The organism is Pseudoxanthomonas sp. CCNWLY206-1 (assembly GCF_039710385.1).
Lineage (GTDB): Bacteria > Pseudomonadota > Gammaproteobacteria > Xanthomonadales > Xanthomonadaceae > Pseudoxanthomonas_A.
On record NZ_JBDKXI010000005.1, the window covers coordinates 106,325 to 122,352 of the forward strand.

16 protein-coding genes are annotated in these 16,028 nt (G+C 61.2%); 12 read left to right on the top strand and 4 right to left on the bottom strand.

Annotated elements, in window-relative coordinates:
- Positions 1-20: 20 nt before the first annotated feature.
- Positions 21-161: a 50S ribosomal protein L34 gene (gene rpmH, locus AADW18_RS12675; RefSeq protein WP_337343761.1), complete on the bottom strand. Its 141-nt coding sequence runs from the start codon at positions 159-161 to the stop codon at positions 21-23.
- A gap of 271 nt (positions 162-432) precedes the next feature.
- On the opposite strand from rpmH, the gene dnaA reads away from it, so the two are divergent.
- The 12 genes from dnaA to AADW18_RS12735 all read left to right on the top strand — a co-directional run bounded on the left by dnaA (position 433) and on the right by AADW18_RS12735 (position 13,388).
- A complete protein-coding gene (dnaA, locus tag AADW18_RS12680) occupies positions 433-1,755 on the top strand; it encodes a chromosomal replication initiator protein DnaA (RefSeq protein ID WP_337343762.1) in 1,323 nt (440 codons plus the stop codon).
- A 291-nt stretch (positions 1,756-2,046) separates the two neighbouring features.
- Complete coding sequence (gene dnaN / locus AADW18_RS12685) at positions 2,047-3,147, top strand: DNA polymerase III subunit beta (protein WP_337343763.1); 1,101 nt, start codon at positions 2,047-2,049, stop codon at positions 3,145-3,147.
- Between the two features lie 193 nt (positions 3,148-3,340).
- A complete protein-coding gene (gene recF, locus AADW18_RS12690; protein ID WP_337343764.1) occupies positions 3,341-4,465 on the top strand; it encodes a DNA replication/repair protein RecF in 1,125 nt (374 codons plus the stop codon).
- Between the two features lie 101 nt (positions 4,466-4,566).
- A complete protein-coding gene (gene gyrB / locus AADW18_RS12695; protein WP_337343765.1) occupies positions 4,567-7,005 on the top strand; it encodes a DNA topoisomerase (ATP-hydrolyzing) subunit B in 2,439 nt (812 codons plus the stop codon).
- Positions 7,006-7,018: 13 nt separating this feature from the next.
- A complete protein-coding gene (locus AADW18_RS12700; protein ID WP_337343766.1) occupies positions 7,019-7,882 on the top strand; it encodes a CPBP family intramembrane glutamic endopeptidase in 864 nt (287 codons plus the stop codon).
- A gap of 73 nt (positions 7,883-7,955) precedes the next feature.
- Positions 7,956-8,765, top strand: coding sequence for a M48 family metallopeptidase (locus AADW18_RS12705; protein WP_337343767.1), 810 nt, complete (start codon positions 7,956-7,958; stop codon positions 8,763-8,765).
- A 136-nt stretch (positions 8,766-8,901) separates the two neighbouring features.
- Entirely contained in the window at positions 8,902-10,086 is a 1,185-nt protein-coding gene (locus AADW18_RS12710) for a tetratricopeptide repeat protein (protein WP_337343768.1), read from the top strand.
- Between the two features lie 158 nt (positions 10,087-10,244).
- Positions 10,245-10,919 carry an energy transducer TonB gene (locus AADW18_RS12715; RefSeq protein ID WP_337343769.1) on the top strand — a complete coding sequence of 225 codons (675 nt, stop codon included), beginning with the start codon at positions 10,245-10,247 and terminating at the stop codon, positions 10,917-10,919.
- Positions 10,920-10,997: 78 nt separating this feature from the next.
- Positions 10,998-11,762, top strand: coding sequence for a TonB-system energizer ExbB (gene exbB / locus AADW18_RS12720; RefSeq protein WP_337343770.1), 765 nt, complete (start codon positions 10,998-11,000; stop codon positions 11,760-11,762).
- A 48-nt stretch (positions 11,763-11,810) separates the two neighbouring features.
- Positions 11,811-12,236 carry a biopolymer transporter ExbD gene (locus AADW18_RS12725; protein WP_337343771.1) on the top strand — a complete coding sequence of 142 codons (426 nt, stop codon included), beginning with the start codon at positions 11,811-11,813 and terminating at the stop codon, positions 12,234-12,236.
- A 3-nt stretch (positions 12,237-12,239) separates the two neighbouring features.
- Positions 12,240-12,653 carry a biopolymer transporter ExbD gene (locus tag AADW18_RS12730; RefSeq protein WP_337343772.1) on the top strand — a complete coding sequence of 138 codons (414 nt, stop codon included), beginning with the start codon at positions 12,240-12,242 and terminating at the stop codon, positions 12,651-12,653.
- 333 nt (positions 12,654-12,986) lie between these two features.
- The gene (locus AADW18_RS12735) at positions 12,987-13,388 is read left to right on the top strand and encodes a biopolymer transporter ExbD (RefSeq protein WP_337343773.1); all 402 of its coding nucleotides are present in this window, start codon (positions 12,987-12,989) and stop codon (positions 13,386-13,388) included.
- A gap of 40 nt (positions 13,389-13,428) precedes the next feature.
- Here the strand turns inward: AADW18_RS12735 and AADW18_RS12740 are convergent, their stop codons facing one another.
- From AADW18_RS12740 to cls, 3 genes are all read right to left on the bottom strand, one after another.
- The gene (locus AADW18_RS12740; protein WP_337343774.1) at positions 13,429-14,184 is read right to left on the bottom strand and encodes a pyridoxine 5'-phosphate synthase; all 756 of its coding nucleotides are present in this window, start codon (positions 14,182-14,184) and stop codon (positions 13,429-13,431) included.
- A gap of 13 nt (positions 14,185-14,197) precedes the next feature.
- Positions 14,198-14,464 (bottom strand): hypothetical protein, encoded by a 267-nt coding sequence (locus AADW18_RS12745; RefSeq protein ID WP_337343775.1) that lies wholly within the window; start codon positions 14,462-14,464, stop codon positions 14,198-14,200.
- Between the two features lie 65 nt (positions 14,465-14,529).
- Entirely contained in the window at positions 14,530-15,975 is a 1,446-nt protein-coding gene (cls, locus tag AADW18_RS12750) for a cardiolipin synthase (protein WP_337343989.1), read from the bottom strand.
- Positions 15,976-16,028 lie beyond the last annotated feature (53 nt).

Sequence of the window (16,028 nt, forward strand, 5' to 3'; positions counted from 1 at the left end):
CGCGGAACGCGGCAAAGTCATCAGGCGCAGAGGCGCTTGCGGCCCTTGGCGCGGCGGCGCGACAGGATCTTGCGACCGTCGGCGGTCTTCATACGGGCACGGAAGCCATGGTCGCGCTTGCGCTTGAGGTTGCTGGGTTGATATGTGCGCTTGGTGGCCATGGGGCCCTCGGGCGTGTGTTGTGAAGGAAGAACCGGAAATTCTATAGGTACCGGGAGCTTACGGTCAACTACCTGCTGCTTTTGCACATGCGCGGCCAACGCCCAGGCCCCGCCAGTACAGCCGTTCGCCCATTCATCCACATCTTATGCACAACATCATTCCCTGCGTCGGTTGCGGATGGTAGTCTGGCCGACCCCATTTTCTGGTCGACCCGTGGTGCCTTTCGGCAGCACGCGGTCCTTCACGACGAGATCTCAGTTGCTTCACGCGATGGACGCTTGGCCCCGTTGTCTCGAACGCCTGGAAGCCGAACTTCCGGCCGAGGATGTGCACACCTGGTTGAAACCTTTACAGGCCGAACAACGCAGCAATGCGATGGTCCTGTATGCACCCAATGCGTTTATCGTGGAACAGGTGCGCGAGCGTTATCTGTCGCGGATCCGCGAGCTGTTGGATTATTTCGCCGGGCATAACGACGTTTCACTGGAGATCGGCTCCCGCAGCCGCGCGCACGACACCGCCGCACTCGCCAGCGCCGCAGTCATCCCGGCGTCACCCGCGGAGCCTTTCGCCGGCAATCTGGACAGTCACTACACTTTCGATAACTTCGTCGAAGGCCGCAGCAACCAGTTGGGTCGTGCCGCCGCTTGGCAGGCGGCGCAGAAGCCCGGCGACCGCGCTCACAACCCGCTGTTGTTGTATGGCAGCACGGGACTGGGCAAGACGCATCTGATGTTCGCCGCTGGCAACGAACTGCGCCGGCAGAATCCAAGCGCGCGCGTGCTGTATCTGCGGTCGGAGCAGTTTTTCAGCGCCATGACCAAGGCGCTGATCGAGAAATCGATGGATCAATTCAAGCGCCGCTTCCAGCAAGTGGATGCGCTGCTGATCGACGATATCCAGTTCTTCGCTGGCAAGGACCGCACGCAAGAAGAGTTCTTCCACACGTTCAATGCGCTGTTCGACAGCCGCCAGCAGATCATCCTGACCTGCGACCGCTATCCTCGCGAAGTGGAAGGCTTGGAGCCACGCCTGAAATCGCGTCTGGCTTGGGGCCTGTCGGTGGCGATCGATCCGCCGGACTTTGAAACGCGGGCCGCCATCGTGCTGGCCAAAGCGCAGGAACGTGGCACCGTCATACCGGACGAAGTGGCTTTTCTGCTGGCCAAGAAAATGCGTTCGAACGTGCGAGACCTGGAGGGCGCGCTCAACACGCTAGCCGCGCGTGCGAACTTCACCGGCCGCGCCATCACATCCGAATTCGCGCAGGAAACGCTGCGCGATCTGCTGCGGGCGCAGCAGCAGGCCATCAGCATCCCCAATATTCAAAAGACCGTGGCAGACTACTACGGTCTACAAGTCAAGGACTTGCTGTCCAAGCGACGCACGCGCTCACTGGCGCGGCCGCGGCAGGTAGCGATGGCCCTGGCCAAGGAATTGACCGAACACAGCCTGCCGGAAATCGGCGACGCGTTCGCTGGTCGCGACCATACGACCGTGCTGCACGCCTGCCGCCAGATCCGCCATCTGATGGAAGCGGATGGCAAGCTGCGAGAGGATTGGGACAAGCTGATCCGCAAGCTCAGCGAGTGAAGTCCTTTCGCGTCTGCCGGCAGCATAAAGAGTTCGACAGCGGGCGTAAAAGGACAGTTTTGTGGGCAACACTAGGCCGGGCTGTGGATAAGATGTGCGGGAAAATCATCGCTTTTTTTATCCACAGGTTGTTAGACCCACCCACAACGCTCTGTCCACCGGGTTTCGTGAGATAAAAAACCTTTGCTTTCAGTTGGTTAGATCAGTTGCTAAGCGTTTTGGCTCCTACCATCACCACCAGCTTTTAAGCTTTTAGTCTTCAAAATCAAAAGCAGAAGGGGCAACCACTCAATGCGTTTCAGTCTGCAGCGCGAAGTATTTCTTAAGCCGTTGGCCCAGGTGGTCAATGTGGTTGAACGCCGACAGACGCTACCGGTATTGGCCAATTTCCTGGTGCAGGTCCAGGGTGGGCAGCTTTCCTTGACCGGTACCGATCTGGAAGTCGAGATGATCGCGCGCAGTGCGGTCGACGATGCCCAGGATGGCGAGACGACCATCCCTGCCCGCAAGTTGTTCGAGATAGTTCGCGCACTGCCCGACGGCAGCAAGGTCACTGTCAGTCAGTCTGGCGACAAAGTGACCGTGCAGGCCGGTCGAAGCCGTTTCACCTTGTCCACGCTGCCTGCCAACGACTTCCCATCGGTAGACGAAGTCGAGGCCACCGAGCGAGTCAATGTGCCGGAAGCGACGTTGAAGGAACTGATCGAGCGCACGGCATTCGCCATGGCTCAACAGGACGTTCGCTACTACCTCAATGGTCTGCTTTTCGATCTCAGCGACCGGACGTTGCGCTGCGTGGCAACCGACGGCCACCGGTTGGCCTTGTGCGAAGCGGAATTGGACGGCGCGTCGGTGTCCAAGCGCCAGATCATCGTGCCGCGCAAAGGCGTAACCGAATTGCAGCGCCTACTGGAAGGCGGTGAACGGGTGGTGGAATTGGAGGTTGGCCGTAGCCACATCCGCGTCAAACGTGACGATGTCACCTTCACCTCGAAGCTCATCGACGGTCGCTTCCCTGATTACGCTGCGGTGATCCCGATTGGCGCTGATCGCGAGGTCAAGCTGGATCGCGAGGTCCTGCGTGCCGCGTTGCAGCGTGCCGCGATCTTGTCCAATGAGAAATATCGCGGCGTGCGCGTCGAGGTCTCCCCGGGACAGCTGAAGATCAGCGCGCATAACCCGGAACAGGAAGAAGCGCAGGAAGAAATCGAAGCCGACACCAAGGTGGACGGCTTGGCGATTGGTTTCAACGTGAACTACCTGCTGGATGCCTTGTCGGCATTGCGGGACGAGCACATCGTGATTCAACTGCGTGACGCGAACTCGTCGGCGCTGGTGCGCGAGGCCAGTAGTGAGAAGTCTCGACATGTGGTGATGCCGCTGCGCTTGTAAACACTATGACGTGGGCTGTTCCACGTGGAACCATGACTTCGCCCGGCTATGCCGGGCGAAGTCGTTTTGAGCGGGCAATCGCCAGTGCTGTAGCTACAGAAGATAAAATCACCAACATGACCTTGGCCCGCCAGCGAACCTCACCGTTTAAACATCTGTGCACTGGGCTTCGACACGCGCGGACGCTCCCCCGATGCAAGTAACCCGGCTCATAGCCAGTGGGCTACGGAGATTTAAAGAAGTCTCCCTGACACCTGGGCCTGGGATCAACTTGATCACCGGCGACAACGGCGCGGGGAAAACCAGCCTCCTGGAGGCACTGCACCTGATGGCATATGGCCGCAGCTTCCGTGGTCGGGTCCGCGATGGTTTGGTCCGAACGGGCGCTGATGCGGTGGAGGTGTTCGTAGAGTGGCATGAGCGAGCTTCTCCGCGCCCACGCAAGGCTGGCTTGCGTCACACCGGCCAAAGCTGGCAGGGAAAACTGGATGGAGAACCGGTCGCCCAATTGGGAGAGCTCTGCGCTGCCTTGGCGGTAGTCAGTTTCGAGCCGGGCAGTCACGCCTTGATCACCGGAAGCGGCGAACCCCGCCGGCGATATCTGGATTGGGGTCTGTTCCACGTGGAACAAGACTTTCTTTCGCTTTGGCGCCGGTACTCCCGGGCTCTGAAGCAACGAAACGCGTTGCTGAAGACCGGCGCAGGGGGCGCTCAGCTGGACGTTTGGGACCATGAGCTAGCCCTGGCGGGCGAACCGTTGACCCAACGCCGACTGCAATACCTGGAACAACTGCAACCCTCTCTGCAACGGGTCGCAACCGAATTGGTGCCTTCGCTGGGCACTGCATCGCTGGACTTCCAGCCGGGTTGGCGCCGACACGAGTTGCCGCTGGCTGACGCCCTGCTGCTTGCCCGTGACCGTGATCGGTCGGCCGGCTACACCTCAGTGGGTCCCCACCGCGCCGATTGGCGGGTGGAGTACGCCGCCAATCCCCATCGCGAGGCCCTTTCGCGCGGCCAGGCGAAGTTGACCGCGTTGTCCTGCTTGCTGGCACAGGCGGAAGACTATGCGGCGCGACGGAATGAGTGGCCGGTGATTGCGCTGGACGACCTGGCATCGGAATTGGATCGGAATCACCAGCAACGCGTACTCGGGCGACTGCGTGACAGCGGGGCGCAAGTTTTCGTGACTGGAACCGAAATACCTTCCGCGTTCGAAGACCTCACTCTCGACGCGCTTTGGTTTCACGTGGAACACGGGCAAGTCCAGCAACAACCCTCAGTAACCGCGCGGGTGCCCGCCAAATCGGGCGAATAGGCGTAAGTGCTATAATTTCGGCTTCGAACCCAATAGCTAATGTATCGCCAGCAGGGCTCTCCCGCAGGCGGTAATGGGGCTATGCAGCCGACCTGAAGCGAATGACCGACGAAACGATTTCTGTACCGAACGGCAACTACGATTCCAGCAAAATCACCGTCCTGCGCGGCCTTGAAGCGGTACGCAAGCGCCCTGGCATGTACATCGGCGACGTGCATGACGGCACCGGCCTTCATCACATGGTCTTCGAAGTGGTCGACAACGCGATCGACGAAGCCCTCGCGGGCCATGCCGACGATGTGATCGTCAGGATCCACGAAGACGGTTCGGTGGGGGTGTACGACAACGGCCGCGGCATTCCGGTCGATATCCACAAGGAAGAAGGCATTTCAGCCGCCGAAGTCATCATGACCGTGCTGCATGCCGGCGGTAAGTTCGACGACAACAGCTACAAGGTTTCCGGTGGCCTGCATGGCGTGGGCGTATCGGTGGTCAATGCGTTGTCCGAACACCTGTGGCTGGAAATCTGGCGCGACGGTTATCACTACCAGCAGGAATACGCGCTGGGCGAGCCGCTGTATCCGCTCAAGCAACTGGAGCCGTCCGACAAGCGCGGCACGCTGCTGCGCTTCAAGCCGGCTGCGGAAATCTTCACCGATGTCGAGTTCCACTACGACATCCTGGCCAAGCGCCTGCGCGAACTGTCCTTCCTTAATTCCGGCGTCAAGATCACGCTGATCGATGAACGCGGAGAAGGGCGCCAGGACGTCTTCCAGTACGAAGGCGGTATCCGCAGTTTCGTCGAGCACCTGGCGCAGCTGAAGACCCCACTGCACCCCAACGTGATCTCGGTGACCGGCGAACAGAACGGCATCACCGTGGACGTGGCGCTGCAATGGACCGACGCCTACCAGGAAACGATGTTCTGCTTCACCAACAACATTCCGCAGAAGGATGGCGGTACGCACCTGATCGGGTTCCGCGCCGCGCTGACTCGCACGCTGACCAACTACATCGAACAGAACGGCATTGCCAAGCAGGCCAAGATCACACTGTCGGGCGACGACATGCGCGAAGGCATGATCGCGGTGCTGTCGGTCAAGGTGCCGGATCCCAGCTTCTCCTCGCAAACGAAGGAAAAGCTGGTCAGTTCGGAGGTAAGACCGGTAGTTGAGAGCACGTTCGGTGCACGTTTGGAGGAGTTCCTGCAGGAAAACCCTGCCGAGGCCCGCTCCATCGCCGGCAAGATCGTCGACGCGGCCCGCGCCCGTGAAGCCGCCCGCAAGGCGCGCGACCTGACCCGTCGCAAAGGCGCACTGGATATCGCAGGCCTGCCGGGCAAGCTTGCCGACTGCCAGGAGAAAGACCCGGCGCTGTCCGAATTGTTCATCGTCGAGGGCGACTCGGCCGGTGGCTCGGCAAAGCAGGGCCGCAACCGTAAGAACCAGGCGGTGCTGCCGTTGCGCGGCAAGATCCTCAACGTGGAACGCGCGCGCTTCGATCGTATGCTGGCCTCGGCCGAAGTCGGCACCTTGATCACCGCGCTGGGCACCGGCATCGGCAAGGACGAGTACAACCCGGACAAGCTGCGCTACCACCGCATCATCATCATGACCGACGCCGACGTCGACGGTTCGCATATCCGCACGTTGCTGCTGACGTTCTTCTATCGGCAGATGCCGGAATTGATAGAGCGCGGCCATATCTATATCGGCCTGCCGCCGCTGTACAAGCTCAAGCAAGGCAAGCAAGAGCTGTACTTGAAAGACGATGCCGCACTCAACGCGTACCTGGCGAACAGCGCCGTCGAAGGCGCCTCGTTGATTCCCGCCAATGGCGAGCCGCCGATTTCCGGCGAAGCGCTGGAAAGCCTGCTGCTGGCGTTCGCGGGTGCGCGCGACGCGATCGCGCGCAATGCGCATCGCTACGACTCGATCCTGCTGGAATCGCTGATCGATTTCACGCCGTTGGATGCCGCGCACCTGGAGCGCAACATCGATGAGCGGCACGAACTGGATGCGCTGGAAGCCAAGCTCAACCGCGGCAACCTGGGTAGCGCGCGTTACTCGCTGCAACTCCAGGCCGCGACCGATCAACGTCCCGCTGCCCTGTTGGCGACGCGACGCCACATGGGCGAAGAACTCACTCAGGTGTTGTCATTGTCGGCCTTCGAAACCGGAGAGCTGCGGCCGCTGCGCGATGCCGCCGCGGTGCTGCACGGCCTCGTCCGCGAAGGCGCCACCATCCTGCGCGGCAACAAGACTCAGCCGGTGAACAGTTTCGCCGAAGCGCAAGCCTGGTTGCTGGAAGAAGCCAAGAAAGGCCGCAGCATTCAGCGCTTCAAAGGCCTGGGTGAAATGAATCCCGAGCAGCTGTGGGATACCACGGTGAATCCGGATACTCGCCGCTTGTTGCAGGTCCGCATCGAGGACGCCGTCTCCGCCGATCAGATATTCAGCACGTTGATGGGCGATGTGGTGGAGCCGCGCCGTGACTTTATCGAAGCGAATGCATTGAAGGTTTCTAACCTGGACGTCTGACGCAGGCGCAGCGATGAGCGATTTAGACGCGCCCCCGGCTTCGCCCTCCAGGTCGCACGTAGCAGAGACAGCGCAATTACCGCCTATTCCCGCACCTGCTGCGGGAGTGGCTCGGCCACTGCTGCATTTTTTTGCCGACTGGTTTTTGGCGATGTTCGCGATGATTGCGATGATGGTCTCGACCGGATTCGTCTGGGCAATGCTGCGCGGTATCCGGATCGGCATGCAGGAAGGCTTCGCCGGCATGGACGCGTCCGCGCTGATGCAAGCGGTCGGTAAGCCCAGCGCCGTCGCCACCATCGCCATGGTGCTGGTCAGCACCGGCGGCACGGCGCTATTGCTCTATTTCTGGCGCCGCCCCGCTACGGCCGCCGAACGCGCGTATTCCCGTCAGGCGGCAATGAGCCGATCGACCTGGGCCAACGTGGCGTTGGTCGGGATAGGCGTTTTCCTCTTCAGTACGCTCGTCACACGTCTTGGCCAGTCGCTCGGCGTCACTCCCAACCCCAGCAATCTGGTGTTGATAAAGGACGTATTCGCGACTCACCCGGTGTTTCTGATCTTGTTTGCGGTGGTCCTGGCGCCCGCCTATGAAGAATTGCTGTTCCGGCGCGTTTTATTCGGGCGCCTGTGGGCCGCTGGCTGGCCGTGGCTGGGTGCTGCACTCAGCAGCCTGGCCTTCGCCTTGGCCCATGAATTGCCGGGCGCCAACGGCAATGAGCCGTTAGCGACGCTGCTGTTATGGACGATCTATGCCGGCATGGGCATGGTTTTCGCCTGGCTTTATCGCCGGACGGGAACGCTTTGGGCGCCCATTGGCGCCCATATGCTGAACAATGCACTAGCGCTGAGCGTATTTGGGCTCGCAGGCGGCTGAAAAGCCGCTGGATTGACGAAAGTTTAAGCAGACGTTCCACACACTCCACATCCGTACCGAATAAAGGGGGCCTATGAAAAGCTGGATGCTCGCTGTGGCTATCGCCACCGCCTTGACCGCTTGTGCGACCACGACGTCGTCGACCGGACGCAAGCAGTACATTGGCGGCGTATCGCAGCAGCAATTGGACCAGCTGGGCGCGCAGGCGTTCGCCGAAGCGAAAGCCAAGGGCCCCATAAGCAATGATGCCAAGCAGAATTCCTACGTCCGCTGCGTCGTGAATGCCCTGGTCCGCCAACTGCCGGCCGAACAGCAGCGTGTCGCCTGGGAATCGGCGGTATTTGCTGAAAAAGATCCTAACGCTTTCGCATTGCCTGGCGGCAAAGTGGGCGTCAACGCCGGCATCTTTTCGGTAGCCAAGAATCAGGACCAGTTGGCTGCGGTGCTCGCTCACGAAATCGGGCACGTGGTCGAGCATCATCACGATGAGCGCATCACGCGGCAACAGGGCACATCGACATTGCTGGGGATCGGCAGTGCGATCCTGGGTTCGGCCTATGGTCAGGGCGCTGCCGACGCGACCAGCCAGCTTGGTGGCTTCGCGGCGCAGGGTTTGATCCTGTTGCCCAATACCCGGGTGCAGGAAAGCGAGGCGGATGTCGTCGGGCAGCGTCTCATGGCGCGCGCCGGTTTCGATCCGCGCCAAGCCGTGAACCTGTGGGAAAACATGATCGCCGCGAGCGGCGGCAGCCGACCGCCGCAATGGTTGTCCACTCACCCTGACCCCACCAATCGCATCCGCGAACTACAGCGCGATATTCCCGCGCTTCTGCCGGTCTACGAATCGGCGCGAAAAGCAGGAAACAGCCCGAAGTGCAGTTGATGTACGGTACCAATTTGCTGCAAAGCAACATGCAAACTTGTATCCGATCCGTACCGGATTCTGTTAGTTTTGCCGGCCCCGCGATACCGGCCGGGTTTGGACCGCCATCCCCTGCGGTGGCCTCAAGAGGTAAATCATGAAGCTTCCCAACTCGAAATTCCTGGGCTTGGCCCTGCTCGCTGCCTTCGGCGGCGGCATCGCTGCCGACGCGGTCGCCTTCGATGCGCGTTCGGCGGACCGTAGTTCTTCCCGCAAGAGCGCCAAGGCGGAAATCCGTTATCCGGATGCCACGCGTGAGGAGCCGAAGACCAAGGCGTCTTCGAAGATGCAAGGCAAAATCAGCAAGCTCTACAAAGCGTACGAAAAAGAAGGCAACGACGCCGAGGTGTTGACGCTGGCCAAGGAAATCGCGGCCGATGCCAATGCCAACGAATACGACAAGGCGATCGCCGCGCAGTTGGGTGCGCAAGCCGCTTACGCCATGGACGACGGTGCCACCGCCAAGCAGATGCTGCAGCAGGTAGTCGAACTCAACAGCCTGGACAACAACAACCATTTCCAGTCGATGCTGATGCTGGCACAACTGCAGCTGCAGGACGAACAGTACCCTGAAGGCATGGCAACGCTAGATCGCTACCTGGCCGAGACCAAGTCCACCAAGCCGGAAGATCTGATCCAGAAAGGTCAGGCGCTGTACCAGATGGAGCGCTATGCCGATGCGATTCCGGTACTGAAGCAGGCCATCGCCGCTTCGACCGAACCGAAGGACAGCTGGTATAGCCTGTTGTTGGCGTCCTATGTGGAGGCTGGTCAGCCAGCCGAAGCGATCAAGATCGCCGAGCAGTTGGCAGCCAAAAGTCCCGCCGACAAGAAGGCGCAGTTGAACCTGGTCGCGACCTACCAGCAGGCCGATCAGTTCGACAAGGCCGCTGCCGTGCTGGAAAAGATGCGTCAGGCCGGCCAACTGACCGACGAGAAAGAATATCGCCAGCTTTATGTCACCTACGCCAACATGGACGGCAAAGAGAAAGAGGTGATTTCGGTAGTTAACGAAGGCCTGCAAAAAGGTATTCTGAAGCCGGACTACCAGACTCAACTGGCGCTGGCGCAGGCGTACTACTACTCCGAGCAGATCGGGCCGGCGATCGACGCTTGGCAAAAAGCCGCGCCTCTGGCTCCGAATGGCGACACTTATTTGAATCTGGCGCGGGTGCTCTGGCAGGAAAATCGCGTTCCGGAGGCCAAGCAAGCAGCAAAAGCGGCACTGGACAAAGGACTGAAAAAGCCTGAGGACGCGCGCAAGATTATCGCGCTGCCTTAGCCTGGAAGAATGACACCGTAGGCCAAAAAAGCGACAGAAACGATGGTGCTACAGTGTCGGATTGGTATAAGCTGGGTATTCCGCTGACGAAAAGGTTAGCGGTACCTAAAACAACGCGGCGTGCAAACGCCCGGACCCAACATTGAGTTAATTGGCGCATGGCTGAACAACTGGTCATCAATAGGTATCGGGAAGAGGAAGAGGACAACAGCCTCAACTGGCCCCGTATCATCGGTATCGCCTTCGTGATCGCGTTGCACGCGGCCGCGTTGCTGATGCTGTTGATTCCGGCGGTCGCTCCGCCGGCCGAAAAGAAGCAGGAAACCCGTACTTCGGTGGTCATCGTCGATGCACCGCCGCCGCCGCCGCCACCGCCGCCGCCGCCGCCGAAGCAAGATACTCCGCCGCCGCCGGTCAAGAACCTGGCGCCACCCAAGACCACGCCGCTGCCGCCGCCGCCTGAAGCACCGCCGATCGAAGTGGCCGAGCCGCGTCCGACCGACGTCTATCAGCCCCCGGCGCCTCCAGCGCCTCCGGCTCCAGTCGCGGACATTGGCGCCAGCGTCGATATCTCGTCGAAGAACATGAACCCGCCGAAGTACCCGCCGGCTGCGGCCCGCGCCGGTATCGAAGGCACGGTCATTCTGATCATCGACGTGGATGCCAACGGCAACGTCACCAACGTGTCCGTTGAGAAGTCCAGCCGCAATCGCGATCTGGACCGCGCCGCGATGGACGCCGCACGCAAATGGCGTTTCAACCCATCCATCTCAAACGGCCAGAAGGCAGCCGGTCGCGTCCGCGTGCCGGTGGACTTCAGCATGGGCGGCTGATTCTCGACACACCGCACTTGCACCACCCTTTCGTAAACCGTAACACTCTCAATCAACACTTATATAAAGGTAAGCGTCATGCTGCAGGAAACCATCATCGCCGCCGCAGCGGGGGGCAACAACGCCGCGAGTGCCCTCACGCAGATGGGCTTCGAACACTTGATCCAGGAAATGACCAGCAAGCCCGGTGAATTCGCTGTTTCTTGGGTTGTGTTGCTCACCCTCGTGATCATGTCGGCACTGTCCTGGTACTGGACCGTCATCAACGCTCTGAAGAACACCCGTCTGAAGAGCCAGGCAGACCGCGTTACCGGCACCTTCTGGGACACGCCGAACGCGCAGGACGCTATCCGTTTGATGGAAGAACAGCCGCGTAACGAGCCGTTCTCCAAGATCGCACTCGATGCCGCCCAGGCCGCTGCGCACCACCAGCGTTCGGAAGGCGCTGCCGGTACCGGCGTCGGCGAAACGCTGAGCCGTTCGGAATTCGTCGATCGCGCGCTGCGTCAGGCCGTGACCCGCGAAAGCTCGAAGTTGCAGAGCGGCATGACCCTGCTGGCCACCGTCGGTGCAACCGCGCCGTTCGTAGGTCTGCTGGGTACGGTGTGGGGCATCTACGGCGCCCTGATCCGCATCGGTGCGACCGGCCAGGCGTCGATCGACGCGGTTGCCGGTCCGGTGGGTGAAGCGCTGATCATGACCGCCATCGGTCTGTTCGTCGCCATCCCGGCCGTGTTCGCCTACAACTTCTTCAGCAAGATCAACAGCTCGACGATCGCCAAGTTCGATACGTTCGCGCACGACCTGCATGACTTCTTCGCCACCGGCTCGCGCGTTCGCTGAGCCGGTAGTACCCAAGTAGTCATCGACAAGCATTGACGGAGCCCGCAAATGGCTTTCAGTAGTGGTAATAGCGGCGGCCCGATGGCCGAGATCAACGTCACGCCCCTCGTGGACGTGATGTTGGTGCTTCTGATCATCTTCATCATCACCGCGCCGCTGATGTCGCATAAAGTCAAGATCGAACTGCCCGAGGCCAACCTCGTGCAGGAAAAAGATCAGGAGGCGCCTCCAGTTCCGCCGATCACCATCTCGGTGAAGGAGGACGGCTCGCTGTTCTGGAACGACGAGGCGATCAGCAAGGAAATCCTGGAATCGCGTCTGTCCAGTACCGCGCAGCTGCAGCCGCAGCCCAAGCTGAATCTGCGTGGCGACCGGACCACGAAGATGCGCACGATCTCGGAAGTCACCAAGATCGCGCAGGCGCAGGGCATGCTGGATGTCGGCTATGTCGCCACCAAAGAGAAGGGTCAGTAAGCCATGGCATTCAGTACGGGTGGAAGCAAAGGCCCCATGGCCGACATCAACGTCACGCCGCTGGTGGACGTGATGCTGGTGCTGCTGATTATCTTCATCGTGACCGCGCCGATCATGACCTATCCGATCGACGTCGCACTGCCGCAGCGGGTCATCAATCCGCCGCCGCAGTTGCGCGAGCCGCCGCCGCCGATCGACCTGCGCATCGATGCGAGTGGTTCCGTTTACTGGAACAACTCGCCGATCAGCCCGCGCGATCTGCAGGCCCGGATGACGGAAGAGGTCCAACGCGATCCGACCAATCAGCCGGAACTGCGAATCGACGCCAATCAGGATGCGCAGTACGAGGTGATGGCAAAGGTCTTGGCTGCGGCCAAGAACGCGCAGATGCAGAAGATCGGATTCGTGCAGCCGTAAGCACGACTTCCAGCAACACCTGAAAACGCCGCCCACTGGGTGGCGTTTTTTTTGGGCGATTGCCGCAGCGGTATGGCCGACGTCTCACCCATGGACGTCTCTCGCGTGGGAGGTGCCGGGGACAGCCAAAGCGTTTTGGACACGGATCAACGCGGAAAGGCGCGGATCAAACCGCTAAGCGTTCTTATCCGTGCGCATCCGCGTTGATCCGTGTCCAAGAAACGTTAGCCTGCCCGTCGCGACTAACGGGCCCTGGCCAACGCGCTGGCTCTCTTGCCAGCCCGCACAATCCGGCGTAGCGTCGGGGCTGCCAACCAAAACCAGGAGTCCGCTATGGCTTTCTCCGATTCGGCAGTTTCGTCCCGCGGTTCCGCTTTGGCGGAGATCAATATCACCCCGCTCGTCGATGTCATGCTGGTGTTGTTGGTAATTTTCATGGTGACCGCGCCGATGCTGACGCGTTCGATCAATCTATCGCTGCCACAGCCAACGCCGGAAACGGTTATCACCAAGCCGCTGCAATTGCGCTTGGAGGTTGCGGCGGACGGTACCTATCGGTTGGATGATCGCCCGTTGAGCCTTGCGGATCTTCGCCAGCGTCTGGAAGAGGCCAGCGTCTCCGATCCAAAGGCGGTGCTCTCTGTCGAAACCGCTTCCGATGCGGACTACCAACCTGTCGTCGCCGCGCTGGCGGCTGCACGCAATGGCGGACTGACCCACATCAGCATTCGGTAGCCCCGGTCACACTACTCTGAGAACGCTGGCCGGCAGCGCCTCACCGCACGGACTCGAGTATCGCCAGGTAGTTCTGTACCGTGTGTTGCAGGCCTGCGTACAGCGCCTCGCCGATCAACGCATGGCCGATCGATACTTCCAGTACCTGAGGCACCGCCTCCAGGAACTCTTCCAGATTCGTCTGGCTGAGGTCATGGCCTGCGTTGACACCCAGGCCCAACGCCCTGGCTTCGATGGCGGTCCGCGCGCAGCGGTGCAGCTCGGCATCCGCATTGCCGTTGGCCAGCGCTTCCGCAAATGGACCCGTGTAAATCTCGATACGATCCGCACCGATCTCGGCGGCGCGCTCCAGCTGCAGGCAACCGGCATCGACGAACAGGCTCACCCTGCAACCCAGCGACTTGAGTTCGGCGATCAGTGGGCGCAGCCGTTCGGCGTCCTGGGCGAAATCGAATCCATGATCGGAAGTGATCTGGCCGTCGCTGTCGGGTACCAAAGTCGCCTGAGCCGGGCGCACCTGCTCGCATAACGCCAGGAAGCCGGGATAACCCTCGCGGGGTGGTGCGAAAGGATTGCCTTCCAGGTTCAGTTCAACGCGGTTCTCGCGAGTCAGCTCCGCCAGCGCGTAAACGTCATCGGCGCGGATATGCCGCTGATCCGGCCGTGGATGCACGGTGATGCCATGGGCACCGGCGTACAGGCAGGTGCGTGCCGCGCGCACCACGTCGGGCTCGCTGCCGCCACGCGAATTGCGCAGCACGGCGATCTTGTTGACGTTGACGCTGAGCGCGGTCATGGCAGGTCGGCGATCAAGCCGCAGGCGGTTCCATCGACGAGCGAGTGGCGTCCGTTTTGCGTGCTTCCGCCAGCTGGCGCAGGCGGCGCAGCTCCGCCGGATCGATCATCTGGGATTCGTCGCGGCTGGTGTCGCCAACACGGGCCGCATACCAGCCGATAATCCAGGCCAGGAACAAGCCAAGCGATGCCAGCAGGCAAACGATCAGCAGCGCCAGTGACGACGTCCGAAGAGCGACGCCCATCGAGCCGATGGCAAGCAAAAGGTAAAGCCAATGCATGGTCCGCCCCCTTGGTGAATGGCGGAAGTTTACCCCGCCAGCGGGCGAGCAAAAACGGGCGCTGTTCACAGCAATGGCGACATCAGCCGCGCCAGGGCTTCCGGCAGCCGCTGGCGCCAGAATGCCCGGTTCCGTTCGGCGTGGACGGGCTCGGAGGCGGCGAACTCGCCTTCCAGCAGCTGCGAAAGCACGCCGGCGACACCGGCGTCGCGGAACAGCATCGAGATTTCGAAGTTCAGCCGGAAGCTGCGATGGTCGAAGTTGGCGCTGCCGATGATGGCCAGCCCGTCATCGCACAGCAGCGTCTTGCTGTGCATCATCCGGGGCCCGTATTCGTAGACCTTCACGCCGGCGGCCAGCAACTCGTCGAAATAGGAGCGCGCCGCATAGGTCACCAAGCGCGAATCGCTCATCTTTGGCACCAAAAGCCGCACATCCAAGCCCCCCAGTGCTGCAGAGGTGAGCGCCATCCGGGCCGCCTCGCCCGGGACGAAATAGGGCGTTGTCAGCCATACGCGCTGACGCGCCTCGTGGATGGCCGCCACATGCATGCGATGGATGGGCTCCCATGCCGAATCCGGTCCCGAGACCAGCGTCTGTGTCGAAATACCGCCCTGCAGGTTTGCGTCGGATGTACCCCATAGGCGGGTACCGTGAAAGTCGCGGCGCTGGTGGCCCAGGGAGGTGTAAACCCAATCCTCCACGAATACCTGCTGCACGCTGCGCACCACGTCGCCCTCGATGCGCAGATGCAGGTCGCGGTAGGCATTGGAATTCAACGCCTCATTCTGGTCGTCGGTGATGTTGATGCCGCCGGTGAAGGCGATACGGCCGTCCACCACCACGATCTTGCGGTGCGTCCGCAGGTTGACCCAGGGCCGAGTGAACGGGCGCAGGCGCGTGGGATGGAACCAGCTGAATTCGCCTCCCGCATCGATCAATGGCTGAAAGAAACTTTGTTTCACCCGACCACAACCCACCGCATCCACCAGCAGGCGAACCTTGACGCCGGCGCGTGCGCGTTCCACCAGCGCATCACGCAGACGGGTGCCGCTGCGATCGGCAGCGAAAATGTAGTACTCCAGATGCACATGGTTCTGGGCCGAGGCGACCGCATCAAGAATGGCGTCGTAGGTCGCGGCGCCATCGACCAGCAGTTGTACGGAAGTGGCGGTGGAGGGCGGCAGGCCGGTCGTGGTCTGCGCCAGCATGGCCAGCTCGCTGCAGTTCTGGTCGGTGGGGCAATAGACGTCGTAGGCTTCCAGGCTGGAGCGCGACCGGTGCCGCCGGAGCTGCTGCCGCTTGATCTTCTGCGGGCCCAGCAGGAAATAGATCAGATAGCCGAGATACGGCAGCATGGCCAGCGACAGCACCCAGCTGAGCGTCGCCGCCGGCTCGCGCTTCTGCAGGATGATCCAGCCGCACAACGGCACGATGTACAGCAGCCAGGCCGCGGTCAGCCAGCCCTTCAGGTTGGGAATGGACAGGAACCCGTCCCAGAACGTTTGCATGGCGGTCAGCATCCATCGATTCTATGCGGTGTCGCAGTGATTGAGACGCCTGC